The sequence below is a fragment of the Flammeovirga aprica JL-4 genome (assembly GCF_012844305.1).
Lineage (GTDB): Bacteria > Bacteroidota > Bacteroidia > Cytophagales > Flammeovirgaceae > Flammeovirga > Flammeovirga aprica.
In genome coordinates this window covers 1-19441 of the sequence record NZ_JABANE010000133.1, presented here as the reverse complement: position 1 = coordinate 19441, position 19441 = coordinate 1, and the positions used below count along the sequence as shown (strand labels likewise).

The following is a 19441-nucleotide window of genomic DNA, read 5'->3' as shown; positions in this document are numbered from 1 at the left end:
GAAAAACATTACTATAAATGTGGTAATTTTAGTAACGGATGTAGCTAGATCAACCTAAAATAGCCATCACCCAGAGATCAATGTGTTTTCATCTTTATTTGAATTTCTATAAACTCTAAATTCATAACCGTCATATCGATTCAGCCCTAATTCGGTTCCAAACCACATAAAGCCTTTTTGATCCTGGTAAATTTCACGAACGGTGACATGTGATAGTCCATCCTGAATGCTTAAACGTTCAAAATTGTAAGACGTTTTTTCAGGAAACTGTCCATATATTTTACTTGGTACAATTAGTAATAATAAATAAGTAGTTAATAGTAATTGTCTAGTTAATAAGTACATCTGTGTTGCAGTTAATAGAGAGTTGTAATTCATTTCGTTGCTTTCCTCAGAGAACACCCTTACATAAGTGTACCTTCAACACTTAATATAGACATAATATTAAAATATCACAATATCCTCTAGAAATAGTTTTAATTAATTTTGAATCGAGATGTAGTAGCAAAAGAAATATCTAAAAAATGGCAGTAACAAAAAAGGTTATAGCCCTTTGAACTATAACCTTTTACGATAGACTTATCCATCAAATTTATTTAAAATGAACTGTATTTAAGCCTACTTAATATTTGTACTTAAACTCTAAATAGCAATGAAGAATCACCATAACTCAAGAAACGGTAATCATTCTCCAATGCAGCGTTATATACTTTTCGCCAATCTTCACCAATAAAGGCTGCTATCAGTAAAACCAAAGTTGTACTTGGTAAATGGAAGTTTGTCACCAATGCATCAATTACTCTAAACTGATAGCCTGGCATAATAAAAATGGAAGTTTCACCACTCAAGGTATCCACTCCTTTCTTTTCCATTAGATTCAATACCGCTTGAAACGCTTCTTGTCTTGAAGGTAGATCCTGATTGGCTTTTTCATAGGGCTCTAGTTTTTTAATATCAAAACTAGCTTCTTCGTTTTCCAGAAGACGAACTCCATACCAATAAGTACTTTCCAAAGTACGCATAGAAGTTGTTCCAACACACGCTACTTTTTCAGCTTCAATCAGTGCTTTTATATTTTCTTTTGTGACAATAATCTGCTCATTGTGCATTTCGTGATCCGTCACAATATCAGAAGAAATTGGTTTGAAAGTACCTGCACTAACATGCAAAGTAACCTCCTCTTCCTTTACTCCTTTATCGGCTAACTGCGTTAATACACTCTCTGTAAAATGCAGTCCGGCCGTTGGTGCCGCTACAGCTCCCTCATTTTTAGAATAAACCGTCTGATAAGTATCTTTATCTTCTTCGGTAGCTTCTCTTTTGATATAAGGAGGCAAAGGCGTATTGCCAGCAGCTGAAATAATATCGACAAACTTTAGTGTATCATTTTCCCACTCAAACTTCACATATCTTTTCGAACGGTCTTCATGACTTACTGTAAGCTTTTCAACCACACCATTTACTTCTACTGCTGCTTCTAATTTTTGATCTTTCCAACGTTTGAAATTACCAATGGCACATTCCCAAACAGTACCGCTTCCCGCAAGCATAGCGGCAGAAATATCTTTTGTAGGTGCTACAGGATTAAGTAAGAAAACTTCAATCTGAGCCCCTGTTTCTTTTTTGAAATAAAGACGGGCAGGTAAAACTTTTGTATTATTAAAAAACAAAGAGTAAGAACTGTCGAATTCATTGACTATATCTTTGAATATTTTATGCTCAATATTTCCTCCTTTATAAAGCATTAATTTGGATTCATCACGAGGAGAATGAGGGTGCTTTGCTATCCTTTCCGCCGGCAATTCATACTGATAATTCGCCAGGTCGATTTGAGGTAATTTAATATCGTTTTCCATGCTATCTAATTTTCAAGACTGCAAATGTCGCTATTTCATGGAAACGAACAAAGTGAAAGGGATTAATAGTTTATAATTCATCAAAGTGTGACAATATTTCAATCTGCAATTTCAATACAGACCCTCTGCCATTAATAATTACAATTTCGTATCAGAATCTCCTTATTTCTAACTACCTTTGCACCGTTTTAAGCGAAAACTGATCGTAAGTTTTCATTATTGTCTAAAATTTTGTGTCGAAATGAGTTTCTACAAATCTGTTGTCAGACCTTTCTTATTTCAGGTAGACCCTGAGAAAATCCACCATTTTACAGTTAATTATTTAAAAACTGCCTTCTCACTACCTTTTGCCAAAAGCATTGCCAAAGGCATCTACAAAGTCAATGATACAAGACTTGAAAGAGAAGTTTTCGGCATCAAATTCCCTTCTCCTGTAGGATTAGCGGCAGGTTTTGATAAAGATGCAAAATTGATTGACGAGTTCGAATGTTTTGGTTTTGGGTTTATTGAAATTGGTACTTTAACGCCAGTAGGTCAGCCCGGAAATGAAAAGCCAAGAATTTTCAGACTTCCTCCTGACCAAGGCCTAATCAACAGAATGGGTTTCAATAATGAAGGTCTTGAACCAGCTGTACAGCGTTTAAAGAAAAGAAAATCTAAAGTGATTGTTGGTGGTAACATCGGTAAAAACAAAGTTACTCCAAATGAAGAAGCGGTAGAAGATTACAAAAAAGGGTTCCATGCTCTTTTTGATCACGTGGACTACTTCACTGTAAATATCTCTTCTCCTAACACTCCAAACTTGAGAGCTTTACAGGACAAAGAACCATTGAAAGAATTATTAGGAACGCTTAAAGCTTTGAATGCAGAGAAAAGCAACCCTAAACCGATCCTTCTGAAAATTGCTCCAGATTTGACAAATGAGCAGTTGGACGATATTATTGAAGTGGTACAGGAAACAAAGATTGACGGTGTGATTGCTACAAATACTACAATTAGCCGTGATGGTTTGAGTACTCCAAAAGAAAGAGTGGAAGAAATTGGTATGGGTGGTCTTAGTGGTGTTCCTGTACGAAATAGATCTACTGAGGTGATCAAGTACCTTTATGAAAAATCAGGTAAAACTCTTGATATTATCGGTGTGGGTGGTATTCACTCTGCAGAAGATGCAATAGAAAAATTAGAAGCTGGTGCCAAGCTAGTACAAGTCTATACAGGCTTTATATATGAGGGCCCTGCTATCGTGAAAAATATTAATAAGGCGGTAATCAAAAAATTTCAATAAATTTTTACATTTTACGCAACCTTATTCACAATCGTTCGTTAATACATGTAAAAGAAAGATTGTTGTAGTTAATGAAATTGTCGAGGAGAGAGCACCAAAATATTTTGGTGCTTTCTTTTTATATAAACTTTTTAACGGATTAAGTACTTAATACTATTTTTTTATCCTCAGACCATTTCACTTTCTTCCTCTCAAATAACTCATTCAGTGATTTTGTAAAGCCTTCTATATCCACAGGTAAAAGTTCACTTTCTAATTCATGCAGTGAAAAACTATCAGATTTTAAGACTTCAAGTATATCTTCCTCATAAGATTTCACCTCTTTATTCCACTGTTTTACTTTTTTCTTCTGAATACAGTTATCACAAATACCACAGTTTTCACCCTCGTAGTCACCAAAATACTCACGCAATGAAATACTCCTGCACTTGTCTGTATTCTCAATAAAGTTAATCATTGATTTCGCTTTAGAGTAATCCTGATTTTTCCTTTGGGAGATCAGCTTTTTATTCAATGGCAACTGATTATGCAAGTACCTTGGCAGAATAAAAGTGACTTGTGGTCTGTCTTTTTTAGGTTGATAATTAATAACATCCAATTTATGTAATTCATGAAGCATAGAAGTTACTCTATCCAGAGGTATTCCATTTTTGAAGGCAATATCTTTCTCCTCAATCTTCACAAAACTATTAAAAAGGTCTCCACCATACATTCTGAGCATCCCTTTCATCATCAATTCAAAATGAGGATGACGGATCAGATAAGCATAAAAATCCTCCGCTGTTGATTTAATCATTACAGTAGGATCATGAAATACGCTTTCATTGAAAAGTAAAACCTCTTGTTCCTCTAATCTTTTTAAAGCATAATAGGTTTCTGTCGGTGGGAGGTCATATTTTTTGATAAAGGGTTTGATATAAAAATTAAAAGAAGTCATTTCACCACTTCCCACAGCCAAGCGGTAATGATTGCCTAAGCATTGGTATACTCTTCTTAGAAAATCAATGGAAGGATGACGTTGCTCTACCCATTCCAACAGTTTTCTTTTCTGATTACTGCCCCCTAATAATACTGCATACGCTTTTTCACCATCACGGCCTCCCCTGCCCGCTTCTTGATAGTAAGCTTCCAAACTTTCAGGAGCACCCATATTCACCACCACTCTTACATCGGGCTTGTCAATACCCATTCCAAAAGCGTTGGTAGAAACTATAATTCTCACACTGCCTTTCAGCCATGCCGACTGTTTCAGTTCTCGTGTTTCAGTTGGTAGTCCTGCATGATAAAAATCTGCTTTTATGTATTGATTATTCAACATATCGGCTATTTCCATCGCTTGCTTTCGTGTTCTTACGTACACAATTCCAGAACCCGGCACTTTATTTAGTATCTCCAATAATTTCTGCAACTGATTGTCCAGTTTGAATACAGAAAATGAAAGGTTAGGACGATCAAAGCTTCCTTTAAAAACTGTATATTTTTTAAAGTCGAGGTACTCAATAATATCTTCCTGTGCTTTTACAGTGGCAGTGGCAGTTAACGCCATACAGGGCACATCAGGAATAATTTCTCTTACTTCTTTTATTTTGAGATATTGAGGTCTAAAATCAAATCCCCACTGTGAAATACAGTGTGCTTCGTCTACTACCAATAGACCTACTGACATTCTTTTCAAACGTTCCAAAAACATAGGTGTTTTTAAACGTTCTGGTGAAACATAAAGAAACTTCACCGCACCCTGTACCACATTTTCCAGTAGAATATCAATCTCTCTATTATTCAGACCCGAATAGAGGGCTTTGGCAGGAATCCCTCTTCTTGTCAACTGTTCTACCTGATCCTTCATTAAAGCAATCAAAGGTGTAATCACAATGCACACCCCTTTTCTGGCAATACCCGGTACTTGAAAACAGATGGACTTTCCACCTCCTGTAGGAAGTAAAGTCAACGTATCTTTTCCCTGATAAGCATTTTCAATGATGTCACCTTGTAAAGGTCTAAAAGCATCATATCCCCAAAACTTCTTTAATATTTGTAAGAATCCTTCTCTCATTTATCTCAATTGACATATATTTTACAAGAAATCAAATATCAGAAATTTATTTTACGAATTTCTCTCTTATTTTTGCAAAAATTTAAAAGGCAGGAAGATGTCCGCCTTTCACTTTAATACAACATCAGCAATAACCATGGAAAATACAATTGCAAAAAAAGTTGCTTCACTTTTATTGGAAATTAATGCCATTAAAATCCGTCCAAACGCACCATTTACTTGGGCTTCGGGTTGGAAATCTCCAATTTACTGTGACAACAGATTGTCATTATCTCATCCTCATGCAAGAACTTATATCAAGAATGCACTTTGTGCTAAGATCCAAGAACAATTTGAAGATGCCGAAGCAATTGTAGGTGTTGCTACTGCAGGTATTCCTCAAGGAGCATTGATTGCTGATGCATTAGGTCTTCCTTTTGCTTATGTAAGATCGAAGCCTAAAGGACACGGTATGACCAACATGATCGAGGGCGAACTAAAAGAAGGTGCTAAAGTAGTAGTAATCGAAGATTTAATCTCTACAGGCGGTAGCTCTTTGAAAGCATCTGAAGCATTGAAAGAAGCGGGTATCGAAGTATTGGGTATGGCAGCAATTTTCACTTACGGATTTGATTTATCTGTAGAAAACTTCGAAAATGCTGGTATTCCTCTAGTAACGCTTTCTAACTACAATGCGATGTTGGAATTAGCTCTTGAAAAAGATTATATCAAATCTGAAGATATTGAATCTCTTAAATCTTGGAGATCTGCTCCTTCTGAGTGGGGGAAGTAATTCTTTAATATAGATATTTTGAACATCAATTAATTCATTGATAGTTTACTATTTCTGTACACTGTAAGAAGCATGATTTAATGTTGTTTTTATGGAAAACGGCACTAAATCATGCTTCTTTTTTAATAAAAATCCTCTTTTTTGTCCAAACTTCCTCTAGTTTGCCTAATTTAGGGAACAAATTCAGTGTGATTTCTGTTTTTTCCTTACAATGTATTATGATATTGCATTTGGTGTGATTTCTCCGGATGATGAGCAAATTACTCCAACTAGAATTGATGAGCTTTTAGCCGAGGGATATTTTCGACATGCCCGAAACATGGCATCATATGAAATGATGTATTTTGAAGACCAAATGAATGGAGTACTTCCACTTCGTTGTGCCCTCACCCCCCAAATGTTTACCAAATCGCAGCGGAAGAAAATCAATCAGACGTTAAGGAAATTTAAAGTTGAAATCACTCCTCTGAACATCACACCAAAGCATAGTCAACTTTATAAAGAGTATAGATTAAACCGTTTTGAGGAGGAAGATAAATCCTTGATCGAGTATTTTGGAGTCAATGCTATTGATGAATTAAATATTCTTCCTTACAACACATGGCAGGTCAGTTTCTGGAAAGAAGACGAACTTATTGCCGCTTCATTTTTTGATGTTGGTGAAAAAGCAATCTCCAGTTTGATGGCTATTTATAATTATGATTATAAGAAAGATGGACTTGGCTTTATTTCAATGCTGATTGAAATGAACTGGGCTTTTGAAAATAATCATGAGCTTTACTATCCAGGCTATACTCTGGACCTTCCTTCTTGTTTTGATTATAAATTAAGATTGCCAAATGTCGCTTTCTTTGATTGGGAAGATAAATGGCATGATTGGGGAAGCGTAGACCTTCAATCAACAAAAAGATTCAAAACAGTTCTTCATTTGGAAAGGATGGTCAACGAAGTAAACCGCTCTTGCTTAGTAAAAGGGCATACGATGGAAGAACAACAGTTTTTTGGTAGCCTTTGGCACAATATGTTTGATTATACCCAAGCTGTTGAAGCCCCTATTTATGGTTCATTCCCTATCGGTCAATACCATCAGATCACTATTATTTACCTTCCTGACGAAGGAACTTTCCTTACTAAACCTCATTTATTTGATTTGAAGAAAGGAATTCCGAATGAGATCAAAACCAACTCGCCGGAAGAAATTGCCGATTTTATCAATGCCTATTTCGCTCATGTGCAGGTGATTGAAACCAGACTCAATCAAGCTGTTGGGGATTTGGAACGTATGATAGACATCAGTCAGATTCAGTTTGATGAAGTGGGTGTGATGGGCAATGCTTCACGACACCCTAATTTCAAATGGATTTCTTGTAAAAAGGGAAATATGCAGTGGATGATCATGCCGTTCTGGGATGAAGACCGCCAACAGTATTTTTACCACCCTCTCACCTTTAAGTTTATGCAAAATAGGTGGGTGTCTCCATTCGGATTATGTACGCCTGAAATGGCATTATTGAAAATAAGTCATTACATTCGCCAAAATGAGGAATTTGATAATGATTATTTCTCTAATAAACATAATTTCGATAAGGACTAGATGAGCATACAAGATAATTTCAAATTTCTTGAACACGTGGCCGAAACGGAAAGAAAAATCCAATCTTTCGACAACTGGCAACAAATCAACTCACATACAATTATTACAATGGCTAGGAAGTTTCTGGTAGAGCACCAAATCTCTGTCCGAAAAATTCCGTTAAAAACGATTCATGCTTTTATTACGGATTCTGCCTTGGAATCCCTGAAAATACAGCAACAACGCTGGGCCATTTTGTTTGCCAATGCTGTCACCTTCAGCAACCCTTGTCAGCAACACCTTACACTTGTCAAAATCTTAAGAGACGCCTCTTTAGAAGAGGTGGAAATTTTGCATTATCTCAAAAAACATTCTTTTATTGAATTTGAGACCTCAAGAATTTGGGTTCCAGTTTTAGGAATGGAACAATGGGCAATTAGAGAATTAGACTGTTCTGGAATTGATATAGAAATCATTCTTGAAAACTTAATGATGAAAAGATTGATTGAACTTTCACCTTCTCATGAAGAGATGAGGATCGCTCCCTTGGGTATGCATTTTATAATGGAATGTGAAGTACCTTATGGAGTAAAAAATCAGACTTAATTTTTCAATAACAGCCTTCACAACCTCGAAACGAAGGTTTTTCATAATATTTACCCCCCTAAAATCAATATTTGATCTAGTTTTTCATTTCCATCAAAAGTAATTTTACACTTATAAGCAGTTGCACATTTGAAATTGGAAAAAGTTGGATAATTATTTTTTAGTCTAATCTAGGCAGAATAGAAGAGCATAGCCAAAGCTACGTGATGATATTTTAACGAAGAGTAGGCTAAAAAAGGGAATCCAAAACTTCCGATTTTAATTGTGCTGTTGCTTAAATATCACATTAAATTACTTGAGGAATGAAATTGATTAGCACTATTACTTTTGTACTATTTTTCTTTGGTATTCAATTACACTGCACTGGGCAGGAAAAGCAAACACAGAAAATCGTTATCGCAGAATGCAATCCTTTTTTCAATTACAGCTTAAACAAGACATACCTAAAAGGAACTGACTATACACAGATTCTTGAAGAAAATCAGACTTTTAAGAATGGAAAATTCAGAACAGGTATACCTCTTGTGTCTCAACTTTGGTTGCCTCTACCAATGGAAGATGCATTGGCTTATGAAATTCAGAGTGCTCAGAAAATGGGCTTGAATGCTTTTCGTTTTCCATTTTTTGTCTCCAATAACAAATATTACACTGAAGCATTTATTAAGGTAGTACATAAATACCTTGAGGTAGCTGAAAAGCGTCAACTGGATTTTAAATTTTCTATTGAGCTGATCATGAAGCGACCTTCAAAGATGGCGCATCACTCCTATCTTGAAGATGCCAAATATAAACTCCGACAGATTTTCGATAATAAAATCGGCAACACAAAATGGTTGAAAGATAGAAATGGAGACATTATGGTTTTTATCAAAAACCCTGAAAATATACATCCTGATTTCCATGCAAATACCAAAATTAAAGGAGGTAAAGTGATCACGCCTAAACTGATCGAAATTAAAAACTATTATAAATACCTCTTTGAAGATGTGTATGGTACTTTCTCTTTGGTTTATCATAATAATTTTATCAAAGATACCAGCTTTGAAAAAGAAGTTTTGAAATACTTCCCTTCTATGTATTACCCTCCTTTCAAACAGTTCAGAGTAAAAGAAATGAACCGCATAAGTCAAGTTTGTAAAAAGAACAAAACTTCATTTATTCAACCCGTATATGCTCATTACTTCGACAGCAGGTTAAGAAAGAAAAGCAATCAAAAGTATTTAGGAAAAAACGCTAAAGGAGAAATTAGCACTAATGATTTATACCTCAATGAATTGCCAACTCATTTTACCAATGATTTTAGAAAAACCTTAGATCTTGCCATTCTAAGAGATGCCGAAATGATTGATATTACTTCTTGGAATAATTTTGATGATGGTACGCATATCAGTCCTGAATTACATACACAGTATTCTTTGGGTGAGCTCTTAAAATATAAATTGAGTGAATGGAAAAAGGAAGACAACAAAGTACGTGAGCAGTGTATTGTTAATCAATTTAAGACCTTGGATAAAAGTACAATTGAGGTACAGCAGATCGTGAATCCTTTTAATCAACAGCCTGTTGACAGAAGTAAAATTGAGGTTGTTACATTGCTCAATGAAAGTGCTTCGCTTTATGTTGGGACAAACTATATCAAAGAAGTTCAAGCAGGACTTGATTATGTTCTTATTTCAAGCGATTCTATTAATGGAAAAATAAATATTGTAAGAAATGGCAAGAAAATCATTCAGTATAAAATTCCTGTTCTGCCCGTTGATACAACACCTGATGCGTTATGCTATTCTTCTTCCTCTGCACAAAATGAATTGGTAAGCTATTATTCCTATCAACTCATTTATGCTGAAGTGATGAAAAACAGGGCAAGATATTTATTGGATGAAAAACTGTTGAATAATTGGAATACTATCGCTACGCTATATGCTAAAGCAAAAATTAAACTGCTAGAACATTATCATTTCAATGCTTCAAAATATCAAAAAGCTTGTCTTAAAGAAGAAAAAAAATATTACGCCAGCGTAAAGAAGTTGTTATCCCCTATGCATTACAACATTTTTATTGAGATGGAAAATGACATTAAAAACGGCACTTTGCTGGCGGAGGAAATCAGTTTTGATGAAGAGATGGACTTCGATAATTATAATATTTTACAACCAGAGTAATACGTTTTTCCACGTCAAGAATAGATAGCCCATGATATACTTTTTCATGGGTTATTTTTGATCAAAAATCATCAACTTTGAAAATCGCTGGGTGACTTCCCAAATTTCTTTTTAAAAGCATATGAAAACTTAGCAATAGATTTATAGCCGTATTTTCTTGATATTTCAGTAACTGTTAAGTTATTGGCTGCAAGACTGATTTTAGCTTGTTCCAACCTATAGTTTTGATGAAAACGATGGATGGAAGTTCCAAAAACATTATTAAAATCCCTTCTCAATTTGGAGACTGAAAAACCATATTGGTCTGCAATTTCTTCTAAAGATGGGGGCAGTTCATAAGTACTCAAAATATCATCTTTTATTTTAAATAAAGCTTCTAAATCATTTTGATGAAGAAATTTTTCCTTTGTGATTTTCCTACTTAATATTCTTTCATAAAAAACACCAATGATTTCACTTGCTCTTGCTATAATAAGCGAATTCTCAACAGGAACTGGTTTATTTAATTTTTTGAGGTCAAAAAGTTCTTTCAGGAGTAAATTGATTTCCAAGGGCATATGATCGTAAATCATCCATGTTTTTTCTGTATTAAAAACATCCCCAAAATAATCTGAAAACATCAAAAAACTACTTTCCATCACTTTGGTAGAAGTTCTCACTCCCAACCATTGGTGCGCCTGTCCTTTTCTCATCAATACATCAAAAGTCAAAGCAGTATCAAAAATGGCCATCCCTTCAGACAATTCCACTTTAGTTTCATCCTTAAGGTGTCCTCTCATTAGATCACCTTGATAAGAGAAACGAAAGCATAAATGTCTATTAACTTCATTATTGCCATAAATTGTCAACTTATGGTCTTTATGAAAAGTTACAGTATTCAGGGTAATTTCTATTCCATCAGTCATCCTGAAATATCTAACCTCCAAATCCATCAAATCATGAGAAAGACGGTAATGCTGATCTTTAATTTCTCCACCATACTTTTCTTGTAATTGAAGAATTAAATCATGGATACTTCCTTCTTGTAACTCTATATGAGGAATGTTCATTTCTTAATGCTTAATGATGAAAACCTACTACCAAATTGGCAGTAGGTTTGATGTATGTGTACTAACGAATTTAATAAAAAAAGACTATTTCTTATCGAATTGCTTTTTCATTTCTTCCAAGTCAGTCATGAATTTTTTCATTCTGAAAGTTTCATAACCAAGGTTTGAAACATCAATCTGGAAGCCCATTTGGAATGGGTAACCTTCCATAGTACCTAAGAATTCTTTTACTTTTGCACCTGCAGGCACCATCACCCACATTTGATCTACCAACCAACGGAAATACATTTCTGATTCAAACTTTGCTGTTTCAAAAGGATCTGATCTTAAGTTAGACACTGTAGGCCATGTAGAACTTTGACGTACAGCTGTACGGAAGTTTCCTTCTGACTGTGTGAATGAGATCTTCAGATCATCAATTCTGATCGCATCAAATTTACCATTCTGTGCAAAGTAGTAGATCTCATGACGAGGGCCTTCCTCCTCTTTTCCTTGGAAATAAGGCATGAAATTGTAACCATCTAAATGTACTCTCCATTCTTTACCATTGGCTTCAAAACCTTTCTTAGCATCTGCAACCACATCATCATAACCAGCTGCTGCCGCTAAAGTTGGCAACCAATCTTCATGAGACATGATTTCGTTGATTTCAGTTCCTCCCTCAATAACACCTGGCCATTTTACTACTTGTGGCACTCTCATACCACCTTCGTACGTAGTTCCTTTTTCTCCATGGAATGGTGAACTACCACCGTCAGGCCATGTAAATTTCTCAGCACCGTTGTCTGTAGAGTAAATCACAATCGTGTTATCATCTACACCTAGTTCATCTAAAAGATCTAATAATGTGCCTACTTGAAGATCATGTTCAGCCATACCATCAGGATAAAGACCTTTACCTGTAACACCTACTGATTCAGGTTTCAAACGTGTATGCAAATGCATTCTTGAAGAGTTGAACCATACAAAGAAAGGCTCATCCTTTTCCACTGCATTTTCGATAAATTTTACAGAAGCCGCTAAGAATTCATCATCCACAGTCTCCATACGCTTTCTTGTCAATGGACCTGTATCTGAAATTCTACCGTCTGCATAAGAATGAATCACCCCTCTTGGTCCCCATTTCTTTCTAAACTCTGGATCCTTAGGATAAGATTCTGTTTCTGGCTCTTCTTCTGCATTTAGGTGGTATAAGTTTCCAAAAAACTCATCGAAACCGTGATTAGTTGGAAGGTGCTTGTCCTGATCCCCTAAGTGGTTTTTACCAAACTGACCTGTTGTATATCCTTTTTCTTTTAAGACATCACCAATTGTAGGTGCCCAATCTGGAATACCATGATCTGTACCAGGCATACCGATCGTTAAAAGCCCTGTACGGAAAGGATGTTGGCCTAATGCAAAAGCCGAACGGCCTGCTGTACATGATTGCTGTGCATATTGATCTGTAAAAATAGCACCTTCATTGGCAATTCTATCAATGTTTGGTGTTCTGTATCCCATCATACCTCTGTTATAAGCAGAGATATTCCAGTAGCCAATATCATCACCCCAAATCACCAAGATGTTGGGCTGTTTCTTGTTTGATTTTTTCTTTTGAGCAAAACCTCCAAAAGAGATCAAAGTTGCTAAAATAAGTAAGGAAATCTTTTTCATCTATTCTACAATTTGTAAACAAATACGCTATCAGTGTTCCTGATATGTGCTAGAATAAACGGGCTCAAAACTATTCTGCTTTTACTTTCGTGTTCTTAGATTTTACCGAGGTGTTCTTTTGCATTTCATATTAACAATGCGTCAAACAATATTATCGGATTTGATATCAATGTTCGACAATTAGGTATACTTAATTGGTTATGAGTTTTAAGTTAAATTTCACTTAAAACAATTTTATCCCATTTTTATCATCTAAAGGGAAATTTTAAGGTTTAGATTAAAATATTTTAAACAACTACTTTTATTCATTTCAGGGGTACGTCAATAGTACATCACTACAGAAAATAGCTTTTTTATCTCAATAGAAAGATGGAAAATTAAAGTGTAATACTTTCAATCATTATTCACTTTAAAACAAACTAAGTAATGAAAAACCTAGTAATTATTATTCTTGTAGTAATGTCTTCAACTACTTTATTCGCCCAAGAAAAGCAAAAAGAAGTGGGCGCTGTCTTCAATGACTTCAACTCTTTTGGGATTACCTACAGAACAGGTAACACTAACGGAATGTGGCGTTTTACATCCTTAGCCGCTCTCAGTTCTTCCAACAACATGAAGGCCGATAGTGCCTCAAGAGATGGTTCTGATCTTTTAGTCAGCCTTGCAATTGGTCGAGAGTTTCGTAAATCAATCGGCAGTCAATTAGAATTTAGATATGGACTTGATGTAAGATATGCTTACAAGTCTAGTGAATTTAAGAGTCAAGGGTATAATTATAGCTGGAGTTATGATAATAATGGTCAACTCAACTCTCCAACTGTTGTTGAAAGTAGAAGCGAGAACATGGAAGTCACAAATAGTGTAGGCGTTCAACTGGTTTTGGGTATTAATTATGTCGTAAAAGAGAAATTAGTTTTCGGTTTGGAAATTAACCCTGCATTTATGTTTACTTCTGGTGAAAGAACAGAAAAAGCATATTCTTCTGAAAATGAAATACAGGATTATCTTAATGTAAATACATATAATGCTAATTATAAGCAGACATATGATATCTCAAGATATGACTGGGGTTTCAATAGCGGAATTGGTCAAGTGAGTATTTTATACCGCTTCTAATAGCTAATGATATTAATGCACTGTAAACTAAGTTTGCAGTGCATTAAATCACTTTATAATAACCAAAATTGATATAATACTCATAAAACCCTTCGCCTATAATTCTATTTGTTGTTGAACCAAAAACGCCATTTGTCTTATCTAGTTTCACCCCTAATTCAAATTTATGCAATAAGTTATATTCCCAATGATCCAATGTCAGCCTATTATCAATTGTGCTTGCTACCCAAAGATTTTGATCTTCATATCCAAAAGTAGCCTCATATCTTCCAAAAGGAATTGATGGAAAGGCATCGGGAAGTGTTGCAAGAGGAAAATTTAATCTGAATTTTGATGCTATGTAATTCTTATGATTGTGAAGCTTCCATCCAAAATAAACGGATGGTTCCAAAATCCAATTATCAAAACCACTGAGGTACTTACTTTTCCCTGTGGGTAAAATTACTTTTAATGAAGTGGCCACACCCTGAAAACCACCTTTTTGATAATTCTTGGAATAAAAATTCCTTGTATAAGTCACACTGAAATCTCCCATTGTCATAAAGGAGAAATTGTCTTGCCATGAATTGGAGAAATTGTATTCCAAATTCAAGAAACTCTGACCACTAAGCTGTAAAGTTCCATTGCCTGTATGAGATAAAAGGTATTGATCAGAAGCAAACTTATAAAAATCCATATTGAAATCGATATAGGAGAAATTGTATAAGGTTGATCTTACCGCTGTCATACCATTTTCCTGTTGGGCGGAAAGGAAATTGCTATAAAAAAAGGAAAGGATCAAGAAAAAATAGCCAACACTATTACTTCCTGTTTTTGAAGTCTGTGGTAAATAAATCATGAGATTTTGATCACTAATAATAATGCATTTTTTATTATTAATGATTTGAAAGGGTTAAGAATTCTATTTGGTTTTAGTAAGTAATCTTTTTCGTAATAACATTACTCATTACGAATGTGAGCTTTATTATTTTCTAAAGAAAGAGGTTTAACATTCTTAAAAAGCGGATAAAGGTTATTAGCACTTAATTAAGATAATAAGCGTAAACGGAAAGTTAGTAAAATACTTTTACTTCATCACTTAATTAGTGATCAAGCCTAAAAGGCACTTAATAATTACAGCTTACTACTTCAATTTCACTTCCGTCAAAGGTAAAACGCCTCATTGAAAATGCATCCTCTATAGCTTTGTTTCTATTCATAAGTAAACTTAAACTATGACAAAATGAATTTAAAGCTTAAACTCACTCTGTTATTTTTTTTGAGTTCTATTACACTTTTGCTGGGAAGTGATGAGCCAAAAGAAAGTAACACACTAGCTGTCAACGGTGGCTCCATCTCTTATTATGGAAGCTCAACAATTTGCTACAATGCAACACCAAGCACTCTAAACAACTCAAGAACAGCTACAAGCACTGGTTATCCGTATATCACCTATCAATGGCAATCTTCAACAGATGGAAGAAGCTACACAAACATTTCTGGTGCTACATCTACTTCCTACAAACCGGGTAAACTCACAAAAACAACATACTTCAGAAGGCAAGCAAGAGCAATGTATGATCTTGGTTATTCAAATAGCATTAAGATCACAGTAAGTCCCTCTGCTACCACAGGATTGATTAGCAGTCCTCCTTCTTCTTCGATTTGCTACAATCAATCACCGGGTACAATCAAAAACCACTACGCTCCTACCAACTATAGCAGTATTCAATGGCAAGTATCAACTGATGGCAAAAACTATTCTGATATTCCTGGAGCTACTGGTTTAGAATACACTCCGGTCAATTTAAAAACAACGAGTTATTTCAGAAGGCAAATCACGGTGAGCTGTGGAGCGAAATATGGTTCTATGAGTGTTAAGATCACTGTATTCCCAAGACTAAATGGGGGAACAATTGGTAATGATAGAATGATCTGTTACGGAACTAATGTTGGACGGTATGGATTCATTGGAGCCGTTCTACCTTCCGGGGGAAATGGCACTAACTCTTATCAATGGCAAAGCTCTACTGATGGTTCTACTTTCACCAATATTCCAGGAGCAGTCTATTCTTATTATGATATTGGTACTCCTACCTCTACAAAATATTATAGAAGAAGAGTAACATCTTGTACTGAAATCGCTTATTCAAATACCGCTAAAATTATAGTAGGCAGTCCGTTATCAGGAGGAACAGTTGCACTTAATAGTTCAAGTCAAAGTGCAGTTTGTAAAGGAACTTCAGGAGTTGGCATTAAAAATATTTCATCCGCTAAAGGTGGTTTATACAATATTCAGTACCAATGGCAAAGTTCTACTGATGGTGTAAACTTTTATGATATTATTTATGAAAATGATAACTCCCTCACCACATCCACTCTCAATTCAGACACCTATTTTAGAAGAAAGGCTTACAATGCATCATGCGATGTACAGGCATTTTCTAATGCGATTCTGATTAAAGCTAAACAGCTAACGCAAACAGGACTATTGAGTGCTGACAATTATGTGATTCATCATGATAATTATCGAAATACAACATTAAAAAGTGTTTATCCTGCAAAAGCGAATGGTAATTATCCAATCATTTATGTTTGGCAAAAATCCACAGATGGCGGGAATACATTTGTTGACATTCCCAATTCAAATTCTTTGAGTTACACTCCAAATACAATTTCAACCACTTCTCATTTTAGAAGAGGAGCCTATATTTCTGGCTGTTCAACACGAGCTTATACGAATAGAATTTATGTGCAGGTAGTGGATAAGTATACTATAGCTGATGGCGATTGGAATGATAAAACAATATGGAGTAATAATAAAGTTCCAGAACCATCTGACAACGTTTATATCTTGAATGATGTTACCATGAATAATCCTGAAACTGTAAATGATTTAATTATTACTGGAAAAGGAAATCTAACAATTCAGAGCAGTAGCATTTTATATGTGATCGGAAAAATTGATGTTCTAACGAATGAAATTATAATATCATCTGGTTCAAAATTAATCGTTTACTAATTATGCAAACTAAAATGACTAAATATATATATACTCTCTTTTTCACGCTGAGTTTTTCGTTTACTTCTTTCTCACAAGGAGTTTCATCAGAAGAAATTGAACAAGGCGTGGCTGATTATATCAGCTACTTTGATAGTGTTAATCTTCAAACCAACTATTTACTTAATCTTTCTTTTCAAGGAGTTGAAGATTTTGAAAAATTTTCTCCGGTTGATAATCAATCGCATCACTATGTTTTTTCATCAAGCAATGAATGGAAACGCCTCTATTATAAAGTAAAAAATGCAGAAAAATCACAGTCAACAGTTCTTGATCTGCAAGAAACAATTTCAAATACCATTACAAAGTCCAATCAAATACCTATTGGATTAATCGATGTACATGGAGATTATGTTTACGATAACGGTTTTGAGCTTTATTTTAATGCTACTACTCAGAAACTCTATGACAATGTAACAGCAGATAAAAAACATATTTATGGTGTTTCAAATCTTATTTCATCAGTAGATGATTTGACTGTTGAATTTTTAATTCACTCCTCTTTCCTATTAAAAGACAATAGTCATTACAGCACCGTAGCTATTGATTTTGATAATGGTACTGGATACAAAACGTACACTCTAAACAATCAAACTATCAGTATAAATTACAGTTCTGGAGGCGAAAAAAACATCCGTTTTAAAGTAGTGAAAAACAATGAGGAATATATCTCCTACAGTACTCTTGTTGTGAATGATTATTCAGATATTGTGATCGAAAAAGTGCAACCTATTACTTCTCAAATTACACCAGAAAATTCGAATGGAAGAGTTACTCACGTGGAAGTACAAGGTGGTGAGATACATTTTTTCCTTGACAATGAAGATGATTTTGACAAACCTGTCCTTATTGTAGAAGGTTTCGATCCTTCGGGCACTACAACTCCTCAAAGGCTATTTGGAAAATATGCAGCATCAGAGAATTGGGTAGATATGTTAAATGCGGGTTATGATATTGCTGTACTTACTTTTGATGAAAATTGGGATGATCTTAGAGATAATGCACAAGTATTAAAAGATGCTATTCGATTTTTAAATGAGGATAAAAACGGTGATCATGATATTATTATAATTGGTGAAAGTATGGGCGGTATTATCACACGTATTGCCTTAAAAGAAATGGAAGATGATGGTATAGATCACCATGTCAGTCTTTATATCTCTCATGACTCACCTCATAAAGGAGCCAATATTCCTTTGGGTATCCAAACACTAGCAAAAAGTATTACGGAGGCTGAACAAGATAGTAAAATAGCTCGTTATTTGATCGACTTGCTAAGCTCGGAAGGTATAGATGAATTGAAGGGTATTTTGAATTCTGCTACTTCTACTGCAGGGAGACAAATGCTGATCAGGAATTTTTCTCATCTTAATAGCATCGATAATGAATACACCAATTTTCAGCAATTTCTAAACAATTTAGGTTGGCCATCTCAAAGTAGAAACATCTCTATTATCAACGGGTCAAATGATTTTGAATCTCAATTAAAACACTTTCAGTTTCCTAATAGAGGTTTCCAACAATTAGGTGATGATTACATTAACCTTGACTTTGGAAGAAAATGGTATAACTTTTTGGGTGCGGTAGTAAACGCTAAGGTCTCTCCAATAGGGCAACAAAATTATCAAGTTTCCAGACTGTATTTAAAAGTAGCTTTTATAGATATTGTCAATTACAGACGACATGCTAATTTTAACTACAATTCCCCTTTAGATCTTTTACCAGGTGCAGTCTCTCGTAATGACCTTATCAATGGTTATTGTTTTGTTCCGACTGTTTCCTCTCTGGCATCAACAAATGATATGCTCAACAATTCAGCTCGATATATAGAAGACCAACGAATGTGGAGTAAGAGAACATTAATCGGTGATGGTTCTATACCTTTTGATAATGTTTACTCCCCTGCTGAAAACACGAATCACACCTTCATAAATCAAAGAAATGAAGATCTTATGGACATATCCATGAATGAGATCTGGGGTTTGGTATTGCAACAGGAAGTAATGGTCAATGAAGGCTTTTTACAAAATAAAACCATCAACGGTGAATGGGCATTTTCTACCAATACAAGTATTGAAGCCGGGCGATTTGCAATGCCAGATGAATGGGGCAATCATCCCAATTCTGCTAATGACAAACTGGAAGATATTGGTGATTTTGTTGTAAAAAGCGGCAGCAATATACGTCTTACCACAGAAGGACAAGTGACGAACTGTGTTTAAAAGCAAATTTATTTCATAATTCAACCAAATTTTATTTTGGTTTTGTTTTTTGTA

14 protein-coding genes are annotated in these 19441 nt (G+C 34.9%); 8 read left to right on the top strand and 6 right to left on the bottom strand.

Features of this window, described 5'->3' with window-relative positions; all coding sequences use genetic code 11:
- Positions 1-66 precede the first annotated feature (66 nt).
- A complete protein-coding gene (locus tag HHU12_RS29335) occupies positions 67-345 on the bottom strand; it encodes a two-component regulator propeller domain-containing protein (RefSeq protein ID WP_205960024.1) in 279 nt (92 codons plus the stop codon).
- Between the two features lie 290 nt (positions 346-635).
- Entirely contained in the window at positions 636-1856 is a 1221-nt protein-coding gene (locus HHU12_RS29330; RefSeq protein ID WP_169660295.1) for an S-adenosylmethionine:tRNA ribosyltransferase-isomerase, read from the bottom strand.
- Between the two features lie 241 nt (positions 1857-2097).
- Between HHU12_RS29330 and HHU12_RS29325 the strand changes: the two genes are divergently transcribed.
- Positions 2098-3141, top strand: a complete 1044-nt coding sequence (locus HHU12_RS29325; protein WP_169660294.1) for a quinone-dependent dihydroorotate dehydrogenase — start codon at positions 2098-2100, stop codon at positions 3139-3141.
- Positions 3142-3280: 139 nt separating this feature from the next.
- On the opposite strand, the gene HHU12_RS29320 is transcribed toward HHU12_RS29325, so the two are convergent.
- Positions 3281-5194, bottom strand: coding sequence for a RecQ family ATP-dependent DNA helicase (locus HHU12_RS29320; RefSeq protein ID WP_169660293.1), 1914 nt, complete (start codon positions 5192-5194; stop codon positions 3281-3283).
- Between the two features lie 136 nt (positions 5195-5330).
- Between HHU12_RS29320 and pyrE the strand changes: the two genes are divergently transcribed.
- The 4 genes from pyrE to HHU12_RS29300 all read left to right on the top strand — a co-directional run bounded on the left by pyrE (position 5331) and on the right by HHU12_RS29300 (position 10307).
- Positions 5331-5966 (top strand): orotate phosphoribosyltransferase, encoded by a 636-nt coding sequence (gene pyrE, locus HHU12_RS29315; RefSeq protein WP_044200907.1) that lies wholly within the window; start codon positions 5331-5333, stop codon positions 5964-5966.
- Positions 5967-6177: 211 nt separating this feature from the next.
- Positions 6178-7560, top strand: a complete 1383-nt coding sequence (locus HHU12_RS29310) for a hypothetical protein (RefSeq protein WP_169660292.1) — start codon at positions 6178-6180, stop codon at positions 7558-7560.
- Complete coding sequence (locus HHU12_RS29305; RefSeq protein WP_169660291.1) at positions 7561-8145, top strand: hypothetical protein; 585 nt, start codon at positions 7561-7563, stop codon at positions 8143-8145.
- Between the two features lie 302 nt (positions 8146-8447).
- Positions 8448-10307: a glycoside hydrolase family 71/99 protein gene (locus HHU12_RS29300; protein WP_169660290.1), complete on the top strand. Its 1860-nt coding sequence runs from the start codon at positions 8448-8450 to the stop codon at positions 10305-10307.
- A gap of 71 nt (positions 10308-10378) precedes the next feature.
- Here HHU12_RS29300 and HHU12_RS29295 read toward each other — a convergent pair whose 3' ends face one another.
- Together HHU12_RS29295 and HHU12_RS29290 are read right to left on the bottom strand one after the other, a co-directional pair.
- A complete protein-coding gene (locus HHU12_RS29295) occupies positions 10379-11356 on the bottom strand; it encodes an AraC family transcriptional regulator (RefSeq protein WP_169660289.1) in 978 nt (325 codons plus the stop codon).
- Positions 11357-11440: 84 nt separating this feature from the next.
- Positions 11441-13009: an arylsulfatase gene (locus HHU12_RS29290; protein WP_169660288.1), complete on the bottom strand. Its 1569-nt coding sequence runs from the start codon at positions 13007-13009 to the stop codon at positions 11441-11443.
- Between the two features lie 426 nt (positions 13010-13435).
- Between HHU12_RS29290 and HHU12_RS29285 the strand changes: the two genes are divergently transcribed.
- Positions 13436-14125 carry a hypothetical protein gene (locus tag HHU12_RS29285; RefSeq protein ID WP_169660287.1) on the top strand — a complete coding sequence of 230 codons (690 nt, stop codon included), beginning with the start codon at positions 13436-13438 and terminating at the stop codon, positions 14123-14125.
- Between the two features lie 43 nt (positions 14126-14168).
- Here the strand turns inward: HHU12_RS29285 and HHU12_RS29280 are convergent, their stop codons facing one another.
- The gene (locus HHU12_RS29280) at positions 14169-14963 is read right to left on the bottom strand and encodes a hypothetical protein (RefSeq protein WP_169660286.1); all 795 of its coding nucleotides are present in this window, start codon (positions 14961-14963) and stop codon (positions 14169-14171) included.
- Positions 14964-15347: 384 nt separating this feature from the next.
- Here HHU12_RS29280 and HHU12_RS29275 point away from each other — a divergent pair, with 384 nt between their 5' ends.
- Together HHU12_RS29275 and HHU12_RS29270 are read left to right on the top strand one after the other, a co-directional pair.
- Positions 15348-17126, top strand: a complete 1779-nt coding sequence (locus HHU12_RS29275) for a hypothetical protein (RefSeq protein ID WP_169660285.1) — start codon at positions 15348-15350, stop codon at positions 17124-17126.
- A gap of 14 nt (positions 17127-17140) precedes the next feature.
- Positions 17141-19387 (top strand): esterase/lipase family protein, encoded by a 2247-nt coding sequence (locus tag HHU12_RS29270; protein WP_169660284.1) that lies wholly within the window; start codon positions 17141-17143, stop codon positions 19385-19387.
- Positions 19388-19441: the final 54 nt, after the last annotated feature.